Below are 22,823 nucleotides of genomic sequence, written 5' to 3'. Positions count from 1 at the left end.
CGGGAGTACACAGATGCAAGACCTGGAACTGAACGAAGAACAGATCATGATCCGCGACATGGCCCGGGACTTCGCCCGTGGCGAGATCGCGCCGCATGCCCAGGCCTGGGAAAAGGCTGGCTGGATCGACGATGGCGTGGTGCGCAAGATGGGCGAGCTGGGCCTGCTGGGCATGGTCGTGCCCGAGGCGTTCGGCGGCAGCTACACCGACTACGTCGCCTACGCCCTGGCAGTCGAGGAAATCGCTGCTGGCTGTGGCGCCACCGGCGCGATGATGAGCATCCACAACTCGGTCGGTTGCGGCCCCCTGCTCGCCTACGGCACGCCTGAACAGCAACAGGCCTGGTTGCCGCGCCTGGCCGCTGGCGAGGTGATCGGCTGCTTCTGCCTGACCGAGCCACAGGCCGGCTCCGAAGCACACAACCTGCGCACCCGCGCCGAACTGGTCGATGGCCAGTGGGTGATCAACGGCGCCAAGCAGTTCGTCAGCAACGCCCGCCGCGCCGGATTGGCGATCGTCTTTGCCGTCACCGACCCGGAGCTGGGCAAGAAAGGCCTGTCGGCCTTCCTGGTGCCGACCGACAACCCAGGCTTCAAGGTCGACCGCAGCGAGCACAAGATGGGCATCCGCGCCTCCGACACCTGCGCGGTGACCTTCGACAACTGCCGCATCCCGGCAGCCAACATCCTCGGCGAGCGCGGCAAGGGCCTGGCCATCGCCCTGTCCAACCTCGAAGGCGGCCGCATCGGCATCGCCGCCCAGGCGCTGGGCATTGCCCGTGCTGCGTTCGAGGCGGCGCTGGTGTATTCACGTGACCGCATCCAGTTCGGCAAGCCGATCAACGAGCACCAGAGCATTGCCAACCTGCTGGCTGACATGCAGGTGCAGGTGAATGCGGCGCGCTTGCTGATCCTGCATGCCGCCCGGCTGCGCACAGCAGGCAAGCCGTGCCTGTCGGAGGCCTCGCAGGCCAAGCTGTTCGCTTCGGAAATGGCCGAGCGCGTGTGCTCGATGGCGATTCAGGTGCACGGCGGGTATGGCTACCTGGAAGACTACCCGGTCGAGCGCTACTACCGCGATGCGCGGATTACCCAGATCTACGAAGGGTCGAGCGAAATCCAGCGCATGCTGATCGCACGCGAACTCAAGCACTACCCGTTATAAGCCCCCTCAGTGGCGCTGCCTGAGGGTTTCCGAAGGCAGCTCGCCAAAGCGCTGGCGATACACCTCGGCGAACCGCCCGAGGTGCATGAAACCGTAATCCATGGCCAGCTCGGTCACACTGCGCACCGCGCAACGGCTGTCACGCAGGCACGCATGCACCCGCTCCAGCTTGCGCTGGCGCACGTATTGCCTGGGCGTGATGCCCAGTTGCCGATCGAACAGCGCATACAGCGAACGCACGCTGATGCAGGCCTGCTCTGCCAGCGTCTCGGCTGACAATTCAAGCTTGAGATTGCGCTCGATGTAATCGAGGATCCGCTCCAGGCTCACCCTTGGCGTACCCAGGCTTTCGCGGCGGATATTGGTGCTCATCAGGGTGATCAGCTTGCTGGCGACGATCTGGCTGTAGTGCCTCTGCACCCGCGGGAGCGAATCACTGACCTCGGCTTCGTGGCAGACCATGGCCAACAGGTTTACGAAGCCGTCCAGCTCATCCAGCCGGTAGTGGTTGCGCAAGAACCGCACGCCGCCGTCCGGCCGCTGCCAGCGCTGCTCGTCGCAAATGCTGTCGAGCATGCGGGTCGGCACTTTGAGGATGAATTTCTCGCAGTCTTCGGAATAGGTCAGGTCGACCGGGTCGTCCGGGTTGATCAGCAGCAGTTCGCCCGGCACCAGGTAGTGCTCGCGCTGGTGCCCGCGCCACAGGCAGTTGCCGTTGAGCAAGACCTGCAAGTGATAGATGGATTCCAGTGCCGGCGAGGTGACCCGCACGCTGCCGCCGTAGCTGATACGACACAGGTCGAATTCGGCGAACTTGCGGTGGCTGAGGCTGGCCTGCGGGTGGCTGGTGCGTGACAGGCCGATGCAGTGCTGGCCGACATGCTGGTTCACATAGTCGGACACCGCGTAAGGGTCGGCGTGATGGAACACGCTACTGCGCTCGCTCAGCAGGCGGCTTTCCATAGGCAAGGCACTCGGCATCGTTATTGTTCTGGGCGCCGCTTCCTACTGGCCCGAAGGCCTGTGATTGCGGTCGTTCACGGTCATTCTATCGGGCCGGGGTCAGGTAGTTCGGGGCAGCTGACCACTGGCGCACGCGGGTTACAGCTAAGCAAAAAGGCGGGGCTTGGGCAATCAGATGTTCGGATTGGGTGGGCGAATAGCGGACAACGGAGGGAGACTCGCTGGGCGATCATCGGACAGTCCCGGCTCACTGTACCGGCAGGAAGTTCATCAACAGCAGGCTTTGCGCGTAGTTCAAGCCGATCCGCCGATAGCGCTCGTCGAGCAACTCAGCCAGCAAATCCAGCCGCGCCACGATCTTGCCGAACTCCACGGCAAAACTCAGGTTGCTGCCCTCTTCGGATATTTCGTTGGAAAACAGCAGCAGCACGCCGTTGGCATCCTGGCGCTGGCTGAGCATCCAGGTGGCCTTCTCGATATTGCGTGCCGCGTTGTTGATGAACAGCGGGTCGAGGGTGTCGGTCATGTAGAACTCGGTACGCCCGCCATGCGCGGTGATCAACATGCTGCCGATGGCGTAGATGAAGGCGCCGACCCGGTCGCCGCGAAACTCCGGGTTCAAGGCATAACTCAGTGCAGCGAGGTCGCGGCGGTTGCCCAGTTGCGGCAGGGGTTGGCGCTGTTCGATGGCAATGCGGATCTGCCGTTCGGCAGTGGCGGCGTCGAGGTAGCCGGACATCTTCCACTGGTTGGGGTTGCGCAGGTACAGCTTGTTCATCAGCAGGTACAGGCTTTGCAAGTTGTCGCGCATGGCCAGGGTGGCCATACGGTCGACGCTGGTCTGGAACAGCTCGCTGGGCTTGCCGTTGCCGATCTGGCTGACGATATCGTGGCCTTGCTGCTGGCTGCAGCCGGCCAGGCCCAGCAGGGCGCCTGCCAGCAGCAGACGCGGGAAAAATCGGGGATTGCTTGCAACCATCGGCACCGGGTCGGAATCGGCGGCCGCGCCGGGGATCGGCGCAGCCTGGCCAAGCATAGAGCCCGGGAATCGGAAAAAGTGCAGTGCCGGTCAATCCGCTGACCGGATCACATGGCGTGGCGGAGCATCTTCACCACCTGCGCATGCAGCGCCGGGTCACCACAGGCCACCACACAGCCGCCATGTTGCGCGCTGCTGCCGTCCCAGGCAGTGATCACCCCGCCCGCCCCTTCGATGATCGGCATCAGCGCCTGCACGTCATACGGCTGCAGGCTCGCCTCGACGATCACATCGACGAAACCCGACGCCAGCATGCAGTAGGCGTAGCAATCACCACCGTAGCGCATCAGCCGCGCCTTGCCTGCCACAGCCTCGAACGCCGCCTTGCGCTCGGTGGTGTCGAACATGTCTGGCGTGGTGCACATCAGCGTGGCCGCCGTCAGGTCGGCACAGGCGCGGGTCTTCAGCGGCGTACCGCTGCGCCATGCACCTTGCGGGGTGCCGACGAAGCGCTCACCGGTGAAGGGTTGGTTCATCACCCCCACCACCGGGCGAGTGCCATCGTTCAGGGCAATCAGCGTGCCCCACAGCGGCAGGCCGGTGATGAACGCACGGGTGCCGTCGATCGGGTCGAGCACCCAGGTCAGCGGGCTGCTGCCCACCGCGACGCCGGCCTCTTCGCCGAGAATGCCATGCTCCGGATAGCGCGCCTGGATCAGCTCACGCATGGCGTCTTCGGCTGCCTTGTCGGCCACGGTCACCGGGTCGTACAGACGCCCGCCCTTGTCCTCGACCTCAAGGCTTGCGCGGAAGTACGGCTGGATCGCCAGCGCAGCGGCATCGGCCAGTTGCTCGGCGAAGGCTTGGAATTCGCCGATCTGTTCAGCGCTCAGGGACATGGTGCAGGCCTCGTGGAAAATATCGGGGCTGCATCATACCCGACAACCGACATGGCAGTGGACGCCTGAAGAGGTGCCACTATTATGACATTATTGCCACTTCATTTAACGGTCACTCAATCGTTGTACTAGGATACCAACCACCTCCCGCAGCCGGCCCAGGATGCTGGCCGGCAGCCAGGCGGGACCCGTTCCACCGGACCTCATGGATGACACGATGAATTCGCACTTGCTCTACCCGCAGATCGGCAAAGTCATTGCCAGTACCGGCAGCCGCCAGTTCCCACGCATGCTGCACGACCTGATCCAGGCCCACCTGACCATCGATGCCATGCAGATTCGCCAGTTACCTGTGCAGGCAGCCGAACGTGGCAACGACTCGACGCTGATCAACGAAACCGTGTTTTCTTCCGACCGCCACCCCGAAGGTGATTTCGACGACCCGGCGCGGTTGCACCTGATCCGTCGCAAGGGTGAATCGCGTTATGAGATCCAGGTGCTGCGCGCAGGCTCGACCTATGGTTTTTCGGCCCATGAACGCAGCCGCCTTGATGACATCTCACCCCTGCTGCTGCCGATGCTGGAGAAGCATATCGATGCCCTCAAGCCTGTTGCCCAGCGCTGCGCAGCGGAAAGCCTGGAAGCGCGTTTTCTGGAGCGTATCACCCAGTCCGGGCTGACCCTGTCGGAACGTGAATGCCAGGTGTGCCTGGGGTTGCTGGCCGGGCTTACGGCGCCCGAGCAGGCCGAGCGGCTGGCGCTGAAGGTGAATACCGTGGAGAGCTACCTGCGCCGGGCGGCAATCAAGCTGGGGATCAGTGGGCGACACTCGTTGATGCGTTGGATGTATGCCGAGGCCTGAATCTCTTTAGCCTGATCCGGCCCTTTCGCGGGCAAGCCCGCTCCCGCAGCTACTGCACTGCACTGCACTCAAGGGTGGTGATATCCCTGTGGGAGCGGGCGTGCCCGCGAAGAGGCCAGAACAGGCCGACCTCAATCCCTGGCCAAGGCCTCGATCGGGTCCAGCCTTGCTGCATTCCTGGCCGGCACAAACCCGAACACCACCCCGATCAACGTCGAACAGGCAAATGCCATCACGATCGACACCGGCGAAAACACCATCTCCCACTGTTTCACGAACAGCTCGAACAGATAACCGATCCCATACGACAGCCCGATCCCGACCACGCCGCCAAACAGGCAGACCATCACCGCCTCCACCAGAAACTGCTGGCGGATGTCCGACTGCCGCGCCCCCACCGCCATGCGGATGCCGATCTCGCGGGTGCGCTCGGTCACCGACACCAGCATGATGTTCATCACGCCGATGCCACCCACCACCAGCGAGATCACCGCAATCAGCGACAGCAGCAAGGTCAGCGAGCGGCTGGTCTTCTGCACCGTCTGCATGATGCTGTCGAGGTTGTTGGTGAAGAAGTCCTTGGTGCCATGGCGCTGCAGCATCACCTTGGTCACCTCTTCTTCCACGCGCTTGCTCGGCACGCCGTCCTTGATCCGCACGCTGATGCTGTCCAGGTGGCGCTGGCCGAGCACGCGGCCGGCGGCAGTTTCGTAGGGCACCCAGATGTTCAGCTGGTTGCTGGCGACGAACAGGTTCTTGTTCTCGGCAGTGACACCGATTACCGTGCACGGCAGGTTGCCGACCAGGATCACCTGCCCAAGCGGGTCGACATTGCTGCCGAACAGGCGCTTGCGGGTGTTGTGGTCGATCACCACCACCTGGGCCTGGCGCCGGGCGTCGTCGGCACTGAACACGATGCCGGCGGCCAACGGAATGTTGCGCACCTGGAAGTAATGTTCGCTGACGCCGTTGAGCTGCACGTCGACATCCAGGTTGCGGTAGCGCACCAGGGTGCTCTGGCCGATCACCGGGGTGGCGCTGTCGACGTAGTACAGCGCATTCAGCGCCGCCACATCGGCCGGCAGCAGGGTCTCGATGGTCTTGGCCCGGCTGTCGCCGAAGTTGCTGCCCGAGTAGATGTCGATGGTGTTGCTGCCGATTGCCTGGATGTCCTTGAGCACATAGCCCTTGGCGCCTTCGCCGATGGCCGAGATGGACACCACCGAGGTGATGCCGATGACGATCCCGAGCATGGTCAGCAAGGTGCGCATGCGGTGCGAGATCAGCGCGATCCAGGCCATCTTGAACGCCTCGCGGAACATCCCCAGGCTCGCCACCAGGCGCTGCGTGGCGTGCGCCTTGGGCGCAGGCTCGGCAGCTGGTGTAGGCAGGGCCTCGCGGGCGTTGCTGCGGTCGCTGATGATCTGCCCGTCGCTGACTTCGATGATCCGTTCGGCATGGGCGGCAACCTTGGGGTCGTGGGTGACCAGGATCACCGTGTGGCCGGCGCCATGCAGCTCCAGCAGGATGTTCATCACCTCCTTGCCGCTGGCGGTGTCCAGGGCGCCGGTCGGCTCGTCGGCGAGGATCACCTGGCCACCGTTCATCAGCGCCCGGCAGATACTCACCCGCTGTTGCTGACCACCGGACAGCTGGCTGGGGCGGTGTTCGAGGTGACCGTCCAGGCCCAGCCGCGTCAGCAGCTCGCGCGCCCGCTGGTGGCGCTGGCCCTGGGGCAAGCCGGCATAAACGGCCGGGATCTCGACGTTGTGCAGCGCATCCAGGTGCGGCAGCAGGTGATAGCGCTGAAAGATGAAGCCGAAATGGTCACGGCGCAGTGCGGCCAGGGCATCGTCGTCCAGTTCTCGGGTTTCCTGGCCACCGACCTGATAGCTGCCGCTGCTGGCGTTGTCCAGGCAGCCGAGGATGTTCATCAGGGTCGACTTGCCCGAGCCGGACGCGCCGATGATCGCCACCAGCTCGCCGCTGCGGATCTGCAGGTCGATGCCCTTGAGCGCGTGGAACTCGCGGTCGCCGGCGAGAAAGCTGCGGGTCACACCCTGCAGGCACAGCAACGGCTCGCCCTGGCCACGGGCGACTGCCAGGTGCGGGGTCAGCTCGACAGTCATGTTCATGCTCACGCCCCTGCTTCGCCAGACACCGGCTCGCCGATCACCACCCGGTCACCTTCGGCCAGGCCGTCCTTGATCTGCACCTTGACGTTGTTGTTGATGCCGGTCTGCACATTGCGCACCTGGGCAAAGCCCTTGGCATCGAGCACCCGCACCGGGAAGCTGCCGTCGCCATTGCGCAGGCCCAGCGCCGCCACCGGCATGGTCAGCACGCCCTCGGCGGTGTCCAGAACGATGTGCACCTGGGCGGTCATCGAGATGCGCAGTCGGTGGTCGGGGTTGGGCACTTCGAACAGGGCGTTGTAGAACACCGCGCCCTTGGGCTTGGTGCTGCTGCCATCGCTCTTGTCGGTGCTTTGCGCGTAGTTCTGCGGCGCAGGCTCGGTGCCGCGCAGCTTGGCGTAGTAGCGCTTGTCCTCACCAAGGATGGTGAAGTACACCTCTTGGCCTGGGGTGATGTGGATCACGTCGGCTTCGGAAACCTGCGCCTTGACCGTCATGGTGTCGAGGTCCGCGAGCTTGAGCAGCACCGGCGCCAGCTGGTTGGCGATCACGGTCTGCCCTTCCTGGGTGACGATGCCCACCACATGGCCGGTGATCGGCGCGTTGATGCGGGTATAGCCAAGGTTGACCTTGGCCGTGTCGATCTCCACCCGGGCGCTCTGGATCTGCGCGTCCAGCGAACGCACCGAGGCCTGTTTCACCTCGTAATCCGATTCGGCGTTTTCGAAGTCCTGGCGCGACACCGACTCGTCGGACTGCAGCTCACGGTAGCGCTCGTAGACACGCTTGGCCTGGCGCAGCTGGGCCTGGGTCGAACGTTTTTCGGCTTGCAGTTTTTCCTCGTCGACCTCGGCCTGGCGCAAGGTGTTGCGCAACACCAGCGGGTCGATCTCGGCCAGCCACTGGCCCTGGCTGACCTTGTCGCCGAGCTTGACCTTGAGCGACTTGAGCTGCCCGGAGACCTGGGCGCCGACGTCCACCTGCTTGATGCCCTCGAGCATGCCGGTGGCCAGCACCGCGTTCTCGATGTCGCCCTTCTCCACCGTGGCGACGATGTACTGCGGCGGCTTGGCCGGGGCCTGGATGGCATACAGGCTGATGCCGGCGACCAGGGCCACGGCGGCGCCGAGGCTGAACTTGCGGAATCTGGACTTATCCATGAACACTCACTTCCATTCAAATCACATCATCAACAGCTTGCCTCTTGCCCTGTGGGAGCGGGTTTACCCGCTCCTACAAGGTCCGAGGCGCCTTCGATTACTCAGTCACCTTGCCGAGCTGCAGCGCCTGGCCGTCGTGCCACCAGGCCGCCAGGCTGAACACATCCGGGACCTTGAGGATGCTGAAGTGGTCGCCCGGGCCCTGCCACAGCGCCAGTTGCGGCATCAGCGCCTGCCAGCCGGCTTGCATCGCTGCCTGCTCGCGGGCGTTGCCGGCCGTGTCCAGGCTCGGGTCGTCCACCAGCACCAGCCCTGCTGGCCCGCTGTAGTTCATGCGCGGCTGGTAGCGGGTGCGCAGCGCCGTGGCGAAAGTCCGTACCGTGCCATCCAGCGCCCGTGGCGCCGAACGGGCCGGCAGCAGGCCGATGCGCACCATCGCCGCGTGCAGCTGACGCAATTGCTCGTCGTCGCTGGCCTGGGCGAAAGCCTGCGGCTCGATGCCCAAGGCCTTGCCGGTGGACAGCTGCAGCGCGTGTATCAGCTTCTCCAGCGCCTCGCCGAAGGTGTACGGCCTGCCACATGAGCCCGCTTCACCCGGCGCCTCGCTGTCGATCAGGGTCAGCGAACGCACCTGCCGCCCCTTGGCCTCGAAACGTGCCGCCATGGCGTGCGCGACCCAGCCCCCGAACGAATGGCCGACCAGGTTCAGCGGCCCTTGCGGGTACAACCCTTCGATGGCCTGGACATGGCAGTCGGCGGCGGCCTCCACGGCACTGTGCGGCACCCGGTTGCCATCCAGGCCCCGCGCCTGCAGGCCGTACACTGGCCAGTCCGGGCCCAGCGCCTCGGCCAGGCCGATGAAGCTGGTGACGCTGTCGCCGGCACCGGGCACGCAGAACACCGGGGCATGCCCCGGCTGCCCGCTCTGGATCGCCACCAACGGCTGATAGCTCGGCTGCTCGGCACGCCCCTGCAGCTGTTGGAGCACCCGGGCGATCGCCTCACCCAGCGTCGCAATGTGGGGTGCCTGCATCATGCTGCGGTGATCGCCGGGGACACCGACTTCGAGCAGCACCTGGGCCGGCAATGTCTCGCGCCAGCCCAGGCTCGCCACGCTGTCGCTGCCTTGCTCGGCGCGGAACAGATGCACCGGTATGTCCAGTGGCGCCAGGCGGTAATGGGCCATGGCATGACCGTGGGCCAGTTCACGCTCGAAGTAGTCGCGCAGCTGCACATCGCTCATGCTCGACCACAAGCCGTAGAGCAGGTGGTGTTCGCGGCAGCTGGCGAGCAGGCTGGCGAAATCGCTTTGCTGGGCCTCCAGGCGCTGCAGTTGCGCCAGCGGCGCATTCCCGGCCTCGCCCTGGGTGCGCCAGAAGCTGTTGCAGGTGAGCAGCAGCTGGTTTTCCACGGCGCGCGGCCCCTGCCAGCGGGCCTTGCCCTGGTCGGCCAGGCGGGGCACGTAGGTGTCGATCAGGCCGAGGAACTCGACCCCCTCGTCCGCGCCCAGCAGCTGGTTGGCCATTTCGAAGGCCAACACGCCACCGAACGACCAACCGGCCAGGCGATACGGGCCATGGGGCTGGACCTTGCGCAGCTGCGCAATCTGGTAGCGTGCCAGGCACTCCAGCGTGCGCGGTTGTGCTTCGCCACCAGGGATACCCGGCAGGCCGTAGATCGGGAAATCACCCGGCAGGTGCTGGCCCAGCACCGGGAAGTAGAAGTCCAGGCCGGTGAATTCGTGGACCAGGAACAGCGGCGTCTGTGATCCGCTGGAGCGCACCGTGACCACGGCCTGGGCCTGTGCGTTGCAGCTGGCATCCAGATGCCGGGCCAGTGCCGCCACGCTGGGCTGCTGGAACACGTCGTTGATTGCGGCCGCCAGGCCGGCCTTGCCAAGTTTGTCGATCAGGCGAATCGCAGCCAGGGAATGGCCGCCCAGTTCGAAGAAGTTGTCGTGGCGCCCTACCCGTTCCACGCCCAGCAACTCGCACCAGATGGCGGCCAGCAGGGTTTCGGTGTCACCCTCTGGGGCTTCGTAAGGGCGGTCCTGAAGGGCGTCGGGCGCCGGCAGTGCCTTGCGGTCGAGCTTGCCGTTGGGGCTCAGCGGCAAGGCGTCGAGGTGCATGAACTGCGCCGGGACCATGAACTCCGGCAGGTGCGCGAGCAGTGCCGTGCGCAGGGTTTCCACGGTTTGCGCGGTGCCGGTGTAGTAGGCGATCAGGCGTTGCTCGTGGGCGATCACCACGGCTTCCTTGATGCCATCGATGGCGGTCAGGCCGGCCTGGATCTCGCCCAGTTCGATGCGCAGGCCGCGGATTTTCACCTGGTCGTCGTTGCGGCCCAGGTATTCGATATTGCCGTCTGGCAGGTGGCGTGCGAGGTCGCCTGTGCGGTACAGCCGCCCGCCTGGGCGGAACGGGTCGTCGAGGAAGCGTTCGGCGGTGAGTTCGGCTCGGTTGAGGTAGCCGCGGGCGACCTGTACGCCGCCGATGAACAGCTCGCCGGCCACGCCTTGGGGTACCGGTTGGCCCTGGTCATCGAGCACGTACAGGGTGGTGTTGGCGATGGGTTTGCCGATTGGGGTGTTGTCCGGGGCGGTCAGGCAGTGCCAGGCGCTGACATCCACGGCGGCTTCGGTGGGGCCGTAGAGGTTGTGCAGTTCGACGGTGGGGAGTTGTGTGTGGAAGCGGCGCACCAGGCTGCCGGGCAAGGCTTCGCCGCTGCACAACACGCGCCGCAAGGCGTACACGGTCCCTGTGGGAGCGGGCGTGCCCGCGAAGAAGTCGACGCGGTGCATGGCACCGGCTTCGCCGGTGTTCGCGGGCATGCCCGCTCCCACAGGGGACGTGCTCGCTGCTGAAGATAGGTATACATCCAGCATCGAAGGGACGAAGTGCAAGGTGGTGATGCTTTCTTTCTGGATGACCTGGCGCAGGTACTCGGGATCACGGTGGCCGCCAGGGCGGGCCATGACCAGGCGGGCGCCGGTCTGCAGCGGCCAGAGGAACTCCCAGACCGAAACGTCGAAGCTGAACGGGGTCTTCTGCAACACCACGTCATCGGCGCCCAGCTGATAGGCGTCTTGCATCCACAACAGACGGTTGACCACGCCGGCATGCTCGTTCATCACGCCCTTCGGCAAGCCAGTCGAGCCTGAGGTGTAGATCACGTAGGCCAGATGACGTGGCGTCAATCCAGCGACAACAGGGTTGTCAGCCGATTGATTGCTCCAAGTCGGCTGATCCAGATCGATGATCTGTCCGGCATCCGGCACATGGCGGGTCGCCCCGTGCACCAGCACCGCCACCGGCGCGCTGTCGGTCAACATGTGGCGCACGCGCTCGGCCGGGTAATCCGGATCGACCGGCACATAGGCACCCCCAGCCTTGAGGATCGCCAGCAGCCCGACCACCATCGACAGGCTACGTTCGACGCAGATCGCTACACGATCATCAGGCTTGACGCCTAGGGCGATCAGGTGATGCGCCAGACGGTTGGCCTGTTGGTTGAGCTGGCGATAGCTCAGTTCACCCGCTTCAGCCCGCACGGCAAGCGCATCCGGCGTCCGCGCAACCTGCGCCTCGATCAGGCTATGCAAGGTCTGCTCAAGGTCGTAATCGACTGCCGTGTCATTGAATGTCAGCAACAGCCGCTTGCGCTCGTCGGCATCGGGCAACCCGGTGTGGGCCGGAACGGCGTGCTCGCCTTCGGCGAAGGTCCACAGCAGTTGTTCCAGATAACCCACATAGCGCTCGACGGTGGCCCGTTCGAACAGCGCAGTGGCAAACACGATGCCGCCGCTGAAGCCATCGGCGCCCTCGCCCATGCTCAGGCTCAGGTCGAACTTGGCGATGCGCGCCTGCCCGCCCAGCGCCGTCACCGCCAGATCACCCAGCTCCAAGGCCTGGCGCTCGGGCGTGGCATCCCAGTCCAGCGACACCTGGTACAGCGGCGTATGGGCCAGGCTGCGCTGTGGGCGCACGGCCTCGACCACCTGCTCGAACGGCAGGTCCTGATGGCCCTGGGCTTCGAGCACTGCGGCCTTGACCCGCGCCAGCAGCGTGGCCACCTGCGGTGAACCCGACGTGTCCACGCGCAAGGCGATGGAATTGACGAACATGCCGATCAGTCCCTCCACCTCCGCCTGCCGGCGGTTGGCCAGCGGCGAGCCGATCACCACTTCATCCTGGCCGGCCAGGCGTGTCAGCAACACCGCCCAGGCCGCCATGAACAACATGTACGGGGTCACGCCCTGGGCCCGGCACACGGCCTTGAGCTCCAGGCTCAGGCGTGGGTCCAGGCTGAGCGCCACGCTATCGCCGGCATACTGCTGGCGCTCTGGCCGTGGTCGGTCCCACGGCAGGCTGAGCAGGGTTGGCGCACCGCTCAGCCGGCCACGCCAATAGTCGGCCTGGCGCTGCAGGGCTTCAGCGCTCAGCCAGCGCCGCTGCCACAGTGCATAGTCCAGATACTGCACCGGCAAAGGCGGCAACGGGTCGTCGCGATCGGCGCTGAACGCCTGGTACAACGCGCCCAGCTCCTTCACCAGCACCGCCAGCGACCAGCCATCGGCGACCAGGTGGTGCACGGTCAGCAGCAGGATGTGGTGATCGTCGGCCCGCTGCAGCAAGCAGCCACGAACCGGCAAGTCATGGTTCAGCGCAAAGGGCTCGCTGGCGTGCAGCTCGACCCGTTGCGCCAGCGCCTGCTCGTGCAGATCGCGCGCATCTTCCAGGGCTAGCTGGAAACCGCGCGCGTCCGCGGCCAGCACCACACGCGGCTCGCCGTCCTGCTCCACAAAGTGGCTGCGCAGGCTCTCGTGACGCTCGACCAGTCGCCGCAGCGCCCGCTCCAGCGCCAGCGCATCCAGCGTGCCGCGCAGGTGCAGGCCGAGGGGGATGTGATAGGCCGCGCTGCCGCCGCTCATTTGCGCCAGGAACCACAGGCGCTGCTGGGCGAACGACAGCGGCAGGCTGCCCAGCCGGGGGGCCGGCTGGATCGCCGGCAAGGCACGCTCGGCATGGCTGCCCAGGCTGGCGGCCACCGCCGCCAGGCTGTCATCGGCGAACAGCTCACCCAGCGCCAGCTCCAACCCGAGGCGCTGACGCACCTGGGCGAGCATGCGCATGGCCAGCAGCGAATGGCCACCCAGCTCGAAGAAGCGATCCTGACGCCCGACCTGCTCCACCTGCAGCAGCTCACCCCACAGCTGGGCCAACAGCGTTTCGCGCTCACCCTGCGGTGCCTCGTAGGCCGCCGCGGCAAAGTCCTGCGGGCCAGGTTGCGGTAGCGCCTTGTGATCGAGCTTGCCATTGTTGGTCAGCGGCATCCGCGCCAGGGCCACATAGGCCCCCGGCAGCATGTAGTCGGGCAGCCGACCACGCAGGAAGCTGCGCAGTGCATTGGCGTCCAGCGCCGCATCGTGGCGGGTGAACCAGGCGACCAGCCGCAGTGGCCCTTGCCCGTCCGCCAGCGCCGACACCTGCACGTCGCCAATGCCCGGGCACTGCGACAGCTGTTGCCTGATTTCCCCCAGTTCAATGCGGAAGCCCCGGATCTTCACCTGGTCATCATTGCGGCCCAGGCATTCCAGCTGGCCGTCAGGCTGCCAGCGCACCAGGTCGCCGGTTCGGTAGAGCCTGGCCCCGGGGCGCTGGCTGAACGGGTCGTCGATGAAACGCTCGGCGGTGAGTTCAGGGCGATTGAGGTAACACAGCGCCACCCCATCGCCACCGATGTACAGCTCGCCGACCACCCCACGCGGCACCAGCTGGCGATGGGCATCGAGCACATAGACCTGGGTGTTGCCGATGGGGCGGCCAATCGGCACCTGAGTGGCATTCGGTGCCAGCCCCTGAACGGCACACGTCACTGCAAACGTCGTGGTCTCGGTCGGCCCGTAGCCATTGATCAGGCGCAAGCCCGGCGCCTGCTCCAGCATGGCGCGGAAGGCAGCAGGCTCGGCACGCTCGCCGCCGCTGATGAGGATGCGCAGGCCAGCCAGCGCCTCGGGCAGCAGCTGCACGTACTGGTTAAACAGCGCCGTGGTCAGGAACAGCACGGTGATGCCGTCCTTCGCCAGCGCCCTGGCGAAACGCTGGGGGTCGATCAGCGTCTGGTGATCGACCACCCGCACCTGTCCGCCATTGAGCAGCGCGCCCCAGACGTCCATGGTGCTGGCATCGAACGCCGGGTTGGAGGCAAAGGCGATGCGGTCCTGGGCATTGAAGTCGGCATAACCATTGTTCAGTACCAGGCGGGCGATGCCACGGTGCGGCACGCACACGCCCTTCGGCTGGCCAGTGGTACCCGAGGTGTACATCACGTAGGCGGCGCTGCCGGCATCCTGCGCCAGGCCTGGGTCATGCCCGGCTTGCGGGTCGAGCATCAACGTGTCGAGGTCCAGGCGACGCACCGGGAAGTCCGCCTCAGTCGCGGCCAAGGTAAGCAACACGACAGCTTGGCAGTCTTCGACCATGAAGCCCTGGCGCTCGACCGGGGCATGCACATCCAGCGGCACATACACCGCCGCACACTTGAGCACCGCCAGTTGCGCCACCAGCAAGGGCAGCGAGCGCGGCAGCAGGATCGCCACGCAGGCGCCAGGCGCGACGCCTTCGGCGATCAGGTAATGGGCCAGGCGGTTGGCCTGCAGGTTGAGTTCGCCATAGCTCAGCGCCTGCTCGCCATGCACGGCCGCCAGGGCCAGTGGCTGGCAGGCTGCACGCTGCTCGAACAGCTGGGCGACGCTGAGGTCGCGGGGGTAATCCGCCGTCGTGGCATTGAAGGTGTGCAGCAGCGCCTGGCGCTCGTCTTCGCCAATCAGCTCGACCCGCTGCAGCAACGCCTGGTCGTTGCCAACCATGGCCCACAGCAAGGTTTGCAAGTAACCGAGGTAGCGCTGCGCGGTGATCTCGTCGAACAACGCTGTGGCGTACTCCAGGCTGCCGGCCACGACGTCGCCGTGCTCGCCCAGGTTGAGGGTGAGATCGAACTTGGCCACCTGCGCGGCCTGTGCCACGGCTTCGAGCTGCAAACCTTGCAGCTGCAAGGCCGCGCCCTGGGTCGCCTGCCAGTTCAAGGTCGCCTGGAACAACGGCGTGTGGCCAAGGCTGCGGGCCGGCCGGACGATCTCGACCACCTGTTCGAACGGCAGGTCCTGGTGCGCCTGGGCCGCCAGCACCCGGGCCTTGACCTGTTCGAGCAACGCCTCGGCAGTGGCGGCTGAGCCGCTGTCGATGCGGATGGCCAGGGTATTGACGAACAACCCCGCCAACGCCTCGAGTTCAGCGTGGCCACGGCCGGCCACCGGGCAGCCGATCACCACCTCCTGTTGCCCGGACAACCTGGCCAGCAAGGTGGCCCAGGCGCCCAGCACGGTCATGTACAAGGTCACCCCATGGCGCTGGGCCAGGGTGCGCAGGCCGGCCGCCAGGCGCGGGGCCAGTTGCACGGGCAGGCTGGCCCCGGCGAAGTCCTGGCGCTCGGGCCGTGGCCGGTCGCTCGGCAGTTTCAACAGGCTGGGCGCGCCGTCCAGCGCCTCGCGCCAGTAATCGGCCTGGCGCTGCAATTGCTCGCCGGCAAGCCAGCGCCGCTGCCACACCGCGTAGTCGCCATACTGGATGGCCAGTGCCGGCAGCGGGTCTTCCAGGCCTTGGCGCAGAGCCGGATACAGGGCGCTCAGTTCGCGCGTCAGTACCCCCAGCGACCAGCCGTCGGCCACGATATGGTGCACGGTCAAGGCCAGCACATGCTGTTCGGCCCCCAGGCGCAGCAGCCGCGCCCGCAACAACGGCCCGTGGGCCAGGTCGAAGGGCCTGCCGGCCTCTTCGCGCAGCTTGCCGGGCAAGGCATCCGGGCCAATCTCTTCGCGCTGGAACCAGCCCGCGCCGGCGCTGGTGCCAATGATCACCTCGGCGCTGTCGTCGCGCGGCACGAAATGGCTGCGCAGGGTTTCATGGCGCTCGACGATGCGCAGCAGCGCGCATTCCAGGGCGTCGTCATCCAGCGGCCCGCGCAGGCCCAGGGCCAGCGGCACGTTGTAGGCCTGGTTGCCGCCGTCCATCTGCGCCAGGAACCACAGCCGCTGCTGGGCGAACGACATGGGCAAAGGCTGCTCGCGGGGGACCGGCACGATCGCTGGCAACGTGCTGCGCCCGGCCCCCGCCAGCACCGCGGCCACTGCCGCCAGTTCGGCATTGGCGAACAGCTCGGCCAGGGTCAGCTCCACGCCCAGGCGCAGGCGCACCTGCGAAACCATGCGCATGGCCAGCAGCGAATGCCCACCCAAGGCAAAGAAGTGGTCACGCCGCCCTACCCGCTCGACTTGCAGCAGTTCGGCCCAGATCTGCGCCAGGGCCTGCTCCAGTTCGCCCTCGGGGGCCTCATAGCCCTGCTCGATCAGGGCCGAACGCTCGGGCCTGGGCAAGGCGCGGCGGTCGAGCTTGCCGTTGGCGGTCAGCGGCAAGGCCTGCAGCTCGACGAACGCCACCGGCACCATGTATTCGGGCAGGTGTGCCTGCAACTGGGCGCGCAGGCTTTCCGGGGTAGCCGCCTCGACGTCGGGCTGGGGGGTAAAGTAGGCAACCAGGCGCGGCTGACCGGGTTGGTCCTCACGGGCCAGCACCACGGCCTCGTTGATACCCACCAGACTGGCCAGGCGGCTCTCGATCTCGCCCAGCTCGATGCGCACGCCACGGATCTTCACCTGGTCATCGTTGCGCCCCAGGTACTCGAGGGTGCCATCGGCCAGCCAGCGCACCAGGTCGCCGCTGCGGTACAGGCGCCCGCCTGCGCTGAAGGGGTCATCGAGAAAGCGTTCGGCGGTCAACTCAGGGCGGTTCAGGTAACCCCGGGCCACCCCGGCACCGCCGATGTACAGCTCGCCCGGCACCCCCAGCGGCACCAGTTGCCGGTGCGCATCGAGCACGTACAGGCGCGCGTTGTCCACCGGCCGGCCGATATGCAGCACCCCGCCCGCCTCGACCACGCCAGAGCTGGCCACCACGGTGGTTTCGGTCGGGCCGTAGTTGTTGACCACGACAAAGCGCTGGGTACGGTTGAACTGGCGCAGACGGTCGCCGCCGATCAGCAGGGTGCGCAGGGTCGGGTGTTCGAGCTGGTGGCTGAAGGCATATTCGGCCACTGGCGTGGGCAGGAAGCTCACGTCAAGGGGTTGGCCGCGCCACCAGGCGAGCATGGCGTCGAGGTCTTCGTTGCCTTCGGCGGGCGGCGCCAGGTGCAGCGTGGCCCCCGCGCACAACGCCGGCCACACCTCCCAGGCCATGGCATCGAAGCCGAAACCGGCCAGGCACGAAGTATGGCGACCGTGGCACAGGTCGAAGGCGCGGCAGTGCCAGTCGACCAGGTTGTTGACGGTGCGGTGCTCGACCATCACCCCTTTGGGCTGGCCGGTGGAGCCTGAGGTGTAGATGACGTAGGCCAGGTGGTTGGCCTCCAGTGTCGCCACGCTCGGGTTGCCGGCCCGGGCCGGCCAGTCTGGCAGGTCCAGCAGCAGCACCGGCACTGCGACGGCCCCCAGGCGCCCGCGCAGTGCCTGCTGGGTAAGCACCACCAGCGGGGCGCTGTCGCCCAGCAGGTAGTGCACCCGCTCATCCGGGTGCGCCGGGTCGATGGGGACATAGCCGGCACCGGCCTTGAGCACGGCCAGCAGCCCGACCAACGTCTCCAGCCCTCGGCGGGCGAGCACCGCCACACGGTCATCGGGGCGCACGCCCAGCGCAATCAGCCGGTGCGCCAAGGCATTGGCCTGGTGGTTGAGTTCGGCATAGTTCAATGCCTGCTCGCCGCAACGGGCGGCGACGGTGTCTGGGTGCGCTTGCGCCTGGTTTTCGATGCGCCGGTGCAGGGTCAGCGTCGCCTCGAAGCCGGCCGCGTAGTCATTGAACCCTTCCAGCAGTGCATGGCGCTCGCTGTGCGGCAGCATCGGCAGCGCCAGCACCTGGGCCTCGGGCGTCTGCAGCAGGCTTTCCAGCGTCTGCTGCAGGTAGGCGCAGACACGCTCGGCGGGCACCTCGGCGCTGGCCAGCAAGGTCAGGCGGAAGGCTTCACCCAGGTCATCGACACTCAAGGTCAACGGGTAGTTGGTGGCCTCGGCGGAGTCGACGATATCGATGCCGGCCAACGCTGCCCGGCGTGGCGCGGCTGCACCGGCCGGGCTATTCACAGGGCTATGGCGATAGTTGAGCAAAGCATTGAACAGTGGCGCCGGGGCCGCCACGCCGCTGCAACGCTGGGCCAGGGCCAGCGGCGCATGCTCATGGCGCATCAGCGCACTCAGGCGCTGGTGTGTGGCGCGGATGGCCGTCGGCAGGTCGCTGTCGCCCAGGTCGACCCGCAGCGGCAAGGTATTGATGAAGATCCCCAGTGCCCGGTCGGTGGCCTCGGCACCGAGCAGGCGGCCCATCAGCACCGTACCGAACACCACTTGCTCACGCCCGGTCAGGCCACCCAGCACCCGGCCCCAGGCCAGGTGGAACACACTGGCAACGCTCACGCCAAGGCTGCGGGCATGGGCGCGCAGGCGCTGGCAAAGGGCAAGCGGCAGGTCGATGGCGTGCTCTTGGTGGCTGTCGCCCTCGCCCTGTACGTCCTGAATGCCATAGGCCAGGGTCGCTTCGTCGATATCACCGAGCATGTCGCGGAAGAACGCCTCGTGCTGCGCCTGGCTGACCCCCAGCACCGCCTGCGCCACGTAGTTGCGAAACGGCACCGGCGTGCCCATCTGCTGATCTTCGCCGCCGAGGAAGGCGATCAGCTCGTGGCGCACTACCTCCAGGGCGCTGTGGTCCATGGCGATATGGTGGAACTGCAAGGTGGCACTCAGCCTGCCATCGGCCTCGGGCGCCTCGCGCAACAGGCGCATCAGCGGGGCCTGGGTCAAGTCGAGCCAGGCACGCGCCGGGTCATCGGCAGGCAGCGCCAGCACCTGCAGCTCGGCATGCCGCCACACCACCTGCAGCGGCGCTTCCAGGCCTGTCCAGTGCACCGAGGTGCGCAGGATATCGTGCCGCGCGATCACCCCGCGCAGGGCCTGGGCGAACGCCTGCAGGCGCGCCTCGCTGGCGAACACGAAACGTGCCTGCATCACGTAGGGGTCGTGGCCGCTGGCGCTGGCGTGGTGGAACAGCATGCCCTGCTGCAGCGGTGCCAGCGGGTAGATGTCCTGGACATTGGCCGCGCCACCGGGAATCTCGGCGACCAGCCGGTCTAGGGTGTCCTGGTCCAGCTCGACCAGGTTGACCAGCGCCGGGGTGATCCGCGTGCAATCCCGCGGGATCAGGTTGCCCGGCACGTGCACCGTGCCCTGTTTCACGGCTACGTATTCACCGCTTTCGATCAGCGCCACCAGCGCCGGCTTGTGTTCGCGCAGGCGTGCCACCAGGGTAGCGTCGGTCAGCGCCTGACGGTTGCCCTGGACCACCAGCTGGCCGTCCTTGAGCGCCAGCTGCACGTTGTTGGCCGAAAGTGTTGTCAGTAGTTGGTTGATACTCACAGGACGATCTCCATTCTGTCTGTGATGGCTGCATAGCCGGCCAGGGTCGGTTGCTCGAACAGCGCGCGCACATCGGCTTCCAGGCCTTGTTCGCGCAAGCGGGAGGTCAGGGTTACAGCCAGCAGCGAATGGCCACCCAGTTCGAAGAAGTTGTCGTGGCGCCCTACCCGCTCTACACCCAGCAGCTCGCACCAGATGCTGGCCAGCAGGGTTTCGGTGTCACCCTCTGGGGCTTCGTAAGGGCGGTCCTGAAGGGCGTCGGGCGCCGGCAGCGCCTTGCGGTCGAGCTTGCCGTTGGGGCTCAGCGGCAAGGCGTCGAGGTGCATGAACTGCGCCGGGACCATGAACTCCGGCAGGTGCGCGAGCAGTGCCGTGCGCAGGGTTTTCACGGTTTGCGCGGTGCCGGTGTAGTAGGCGATCAGGCGCTGGTCGCGGGCGATCACCACGGCTTCCTTGATACCTGCGATGGCGGTGAGGCCAGCCTGGATTTCGCCCAGCTCGATGCGCAGGCCGCGGATTTTCACCTGGTCGTCGTTGCGGCCCAGGTATTCGAGGTTGCCGTCCGGCAGGTGGCGTGCGAGGTCGCCTGTGCGGTACAGCCGACCGCCTGGGCGGAACGGGTCGTCGAGGAAGCGTTCGGCGGTGAGTTCGGCTCGGTTGAGGTAGCCGCGGGCGACCTGTACGCCGCCGATGAACAGCTCGCCGGCCACGCCTTGGGGTACTGGCTGGCCCTGGTTATCGAGCACGTACAGGGTGGTATTGGCGATGGGTTTGCCGATCGGGGTGTTGTCGGGGGCGGTCAGGCAGTGCCAGGCGCTGACATCCACGGCGGCTTCGGTGGGGCCGTAGAGGTTGTGCAGTTCGACGGTGGGGAGTTGTGTGTGGAAGCGGCGCACCAGGCTGCCTGGCAAAGCCTCGCCGCTGCACAGTACCCGCTTCAGGGCCTGCACCTCTCCCAAGATCTGCACAGTCCCTGTGGGAGCGGCGGTGCGGCGATCCGACGTGCCCGCGAAGAAGTCGACGCGGTGCATGGCACCGGCTTCGCCGGTGTTCGCGGGCATGCCCGCTCCCACAGGGGAAGTGCTCGCTGCTGAAGATAGGTATACATCCAGCATCGAGGGGACGAAGTGCAAGGTGGTGATGCTTTCGCTCTGGATGACATGGCGCAGGTACTCGGGGTCGCGGTGTCCGCCAGGGCGGGCCATGACCAGGCGGGCGCCGGTCTGCAGTGGCCAGAGGAATTCCCACACCGAAACGTCGAAGCTGAACGGGGTCTTCTGCAACACCACGTCATCGGCGCCCAGCTGATAGGCGTCCTGCATCCACAGCAGGCGGTTCACCACGCCGGCATGCTCGTTCATCACGCCCTTCGGCAAGCCGGTCGAGCCTGAGGTGTAGATCACGTAGGCCAGATGGCGTGGTGTCAGGCCTGCAATCTCGGGGTTGCTTGCCGGCTGATCATTCCAGCTTGGCTGGTCCAGATCGATGATCTGCCCGGCATCCGGCACATGCCGAGTCGCTCCGTGCACCAGTACTGCCACCGGCGCGCTGTCGGTCAACATGTGGCGCACGCGCTCTGCCGGGTAATCCGGATCGACCGGGACGTAAGCGCCGCCGGCCTTGAGGATCGCCAGCAACCCAACCACCATCGACAGGCCCCGTTCGACGCAGATAGCCACCCGATCATCCGGTTTGACGCCCAAGCCAATCAGGTAATGCGCCAGGCGGTTGGCCTGTTCGTTGAGCTGGCCATAGCTCAGCTCACCCTCCTCAGCCCGCACGGCAAGCGCATCCGGCATCCGCACAACCTGCGCCTCGATCAGGCCATGCAAGGTCAGCTCAAGGTTGTAATCGACTGCCGTGTCATTGAAGTCCACCAGCACCCGCTGGCGTTCCTCTGCCTCCAACACCGGCAGGCGCTGCAACAGCAGCTCCGGCTCATGCTCAAGAGCCTCGACCATGGCCGCCAGCACCTGGTTCATCTGCCCGCAGACACGTGCCGCGCCGACGTCGGCAGGTGTCATGGCGACCAGGCGGAAGCCCTCGCCCGTGTCATCCACGTTCAGGCCCAACGGATAGTTGCTGCGCTCCTGGCTGGCCAGGTTGTCGATCCCCTCGGTCGCCTGCTTGTGGCGGGCCGTGGCCACCGTACTGTGGCGATAGTTGAGCATGGCACTGAACAGCGGCAACGGCGCGGCCACACCGCTGCAACGCTGGGCCAACGCCAGCGAGGCGTGCTCGTGGGCCAGCAATGCGCTGAGGCGCTGGTGCGCGGCATGGGCGCCCTCACGCAGGCTGATGCCGCCCAGGTCGATGCGCAACGGCAAGGTGTTGATGAACATGCCCAGTGCCCGCTCGGCGCCTTCGCCGCCTTGCAGGCGACCCAGCAGCACGGTGCCGAACACCACGCGGTCCTTGCCGCTGGCCGCACCCAGCAAGCGCGCCCAGGCCAGGTGGAACAGGCTGGCGACGCTGATCCCCAACTGCCGCCCCTGCTGACGCAGGCGCTGGGCCAGGTCAGCGTCCAGCCACAGCTGGGCCTCCTCGATATCGCGGCCATCACCCTGTACATCACTCAGCCCGAACGGCAGGGTCGGTTCGTCGATATCGCCAAGTTGCGTGCGGAAGAACGCCTCGTGCTCGGCCTGGCTGATGCCCAGCCGGGCCTGCGCCACGTAGTTGCGGTAAGGCACCGGTGCATGGGTGGGCTCGCCGCCTTGCAGGAAGCCGATCAACTCCTCGCCGACCACCTCCATGGCCGTGTGGTCGAGGACGATGTGGTGAAACTGCAAGGTGGCTTCGATGCCTGCAGCCGTCTCGCGATGGTGCAAGCGGATCAACGGCGCCTGAGCCAGTTCAAGCCAGGCATTGCCGGTATCCCCCTCGAACACCCCCAGCGGTGCCTGGCGCCACACCACCTGAACCGGCTGTGGCAGGCCTTCCCAAAGCACGGCCGTACGCAATACGTCGTGCCGGGCAATGACCTTGTCCAGCGCGGCTGCGAAGTCGTCGAAATGCGCGCGGCTGGCAAAGGCGAAGCGTGACTGCAGCACATAGGGGTCATGCCCGACGGCGCTGACATGGTGATAGAGGATGCCCTCCTGCAGCGGCGCCAGTGGGTAGATGTCCTGCACGTTGGCAG

8 protein-coding genes and 1 pseudogene are annotated in these 22,823 nt (G+C 66.3%); 2 read left to right on the top strand and 7 right to left on the bottom strand.

What is annotated here, in order from left to right; all coding sequences use genetic code 11:
• Window positions 1-13 precede the first annotated feature (13 nt).
• The gene (locus tag CQW31_RS06000) at window positions 14-1,165 is read left to right on the top strand and encodes an acyl-CoA dehydrogenase family protein (protein WP_099814055.1); all 1,152 of its coding nucleotides are present in this window, start codon (window positions 14-16) and stop codon (window positions 1,163-1,165) included.
• Window positions 1,166-1,171: 6 nt separating this feature from the next.
• On the opposite strand, the gene CQW31_RS05995 is transcribed toward CQW31_RS06000, so the two are convergent.
• The 3 genes from CQW31_RS05995 to hisN all read right to left on the bottom strand — a co-directional run bounded on the left by CQW31_RS05995 (window position 1,172) and on the right by hisN (window position 4,006).
• On the bottom strand, window positions 1,172-2,128 hold the full coding sequence (locus tag CQW31_RS05995; RefSeq protein WP_099814054.1) for an AraC family transcriptional regulator: 957 nt from the start codon (window positions 2,126-2,128) through the stop codon (window positions 1,172-1,174).
• A gap of 247 nt (window positions 2,129-2,375) precedes the next feature.
• Entirely contained in the window at window positions 2,376-3,107 is a 732-nt protein-coding gene (locus tag CQW31_RS05990) for a hypothetical protein (RefSeq protein WP_054885825.1), read from the bottom strand.
• 107 nt (window positions 3,108-3,214) lie between these two features.
• A complete protein-coding gene (hisN, locus tag CQW31_RS05985) occupies window positions 3,215-4,006 on the bottom strand; it encodes a histidinol-phosphatase (protein WP_099814053.1) in 792 nt (263 codons plus the stop codon).
• Between the two features lie 217 nt (window positions 4,007-4,223).
• On the opposite strand from hisN, the gene CQW31_RS05980 reads away from it, so the two are divergent.
• Window positions 4,224-4,868, top strand: coding sequence for a helix-turn-helix transcriptional regulator (locus CQW31_RS05980; protein ID WP_054885820.1), 645 nt, complete (start codon window positions 4,224-4,226; stop codon window positions 4,866-4,868).
• Window positions 4,869-4,999: 131 nt separating this feature from the next.
• Here CQW31_RS05980 and CQW31_RS05975 read toward each other — a convergent pair whose 3' ends face one another.
• The 4 genes and pseudogenes from CQW31_RS05975 to CQW31_RS32045 all read right to left on the bottom strand — a co-directional run.
• Window positions 5,000-7,003 (bottom strand): MacB family efflux pump subunit, encoded by a 2,004-nt coding sequence (locus tag CQW31_RS05975; RefSeq protein ID WP_099814052.1) that lies wholly within the window; start codon window positions 7,001-7,003, stop codon window positions 5,000-5,002.
• A 2-nt stretch (window positions 7,004-7,005) separates the two neighbouring features.
• Window positions 7,006-8,163 (bottom strand): macrolide transporter subunit MacA, encoded by a 1,158-nt coding sequence (gene macA / locus CQW31_RS05970; RefSeq protein WP_099814051.1) that lies wholly within the window; start codon window positions 8,161-8,163, stop codon window positions 7,006-7,008.
• A 97-nt stretch (window positions 8,164-8,260) separates the two neighbouring features.
• Window positions 8,261-19,681 carry a non-ribosomal peptide synthetase gene (locus CQW31_RS05965; RefSeq protein WP_099814050.1) on the bottom strand — a complete coding sequence of 3,807 codons (11,421 nt, stop codon included), beginning with the start codon at window positions 19,679-19,681 and terminating at the stop codon, window positions 8,261-8,263.
• Window positions 19,678-22,755: pseudogene (locus tag CQW31_RS32045) on the bottom strand (AMP-binding protein); the annotation flags it as partial. The gene CQW31_RS05965 and the pseudogene CQW31_RS32045, both read right to left, overlap by 4 nt.
• Window positions 22,756-22,823 lie beyond the last annotated feature (68 nt).

This window comes from Pseudomonas sp. 382 (assembly GCF_002759075.1).
GTDB lineage: Bacteria > Pseudomonadota > Gammaproteobacteria > Pseudomonadales > Pseudomonadaceae > Aquipseudomonas > Aquipseudomonas vlassakiae.
This window is presented reverse-complemented; position numbering and strand designations above follow the sequence as displayed.

Coding starts and splice junctions, on each gene's coding strand:
- CQW31_RS06000 (WP_099814055.1), top strand. CDS start 14: ATGCAAGACCTGGAACTGAACGAAGAACAGATCATGATCCGCGACATG.
- CQW31_RS05995 (WP_099814054.1), bottom strand. CDS start 2,128: ATGGAAAGCCGCCTGCTGAGCGAGCGCAGTAGCGTGTTCCATCACGCC.
- CQW31_RS05990 (WP_054885825.1), bottom strand. CDS start 3,107: ATGGTTGCAAGCAATCCCCGATTTTTCCCGCGTCTGCTGCTGGCAGGC.
- hisN (WP_099814053.1), bottom strand. CDS start 4,006: ATGTCCCTGAGCGCTGAACAGATCGGCGAATTCCAAGCCTTCGCCGAG.
- CQW31_RS05980 (WP_054885820.1), top strand. CDS start 4,224: ATGAATTCGCACTTGCTCTACCCGCAGATCGGCAAAGTCATTGCCAGT.
- CQW31_RS05975 (WP_099814052.1), bottom strand. CDS start 7,003: ATGAACATGACTGTCGAGCTGACCCCGCACCTGGCAGTCGCCCGTGGC.
- macA (WP_099814051.1), bottom strand. CDS start 8,163: ATGGATAAGTCCAGATTCCGCAAGTTCAGCCTCGGCGCCGCCGTGGCC.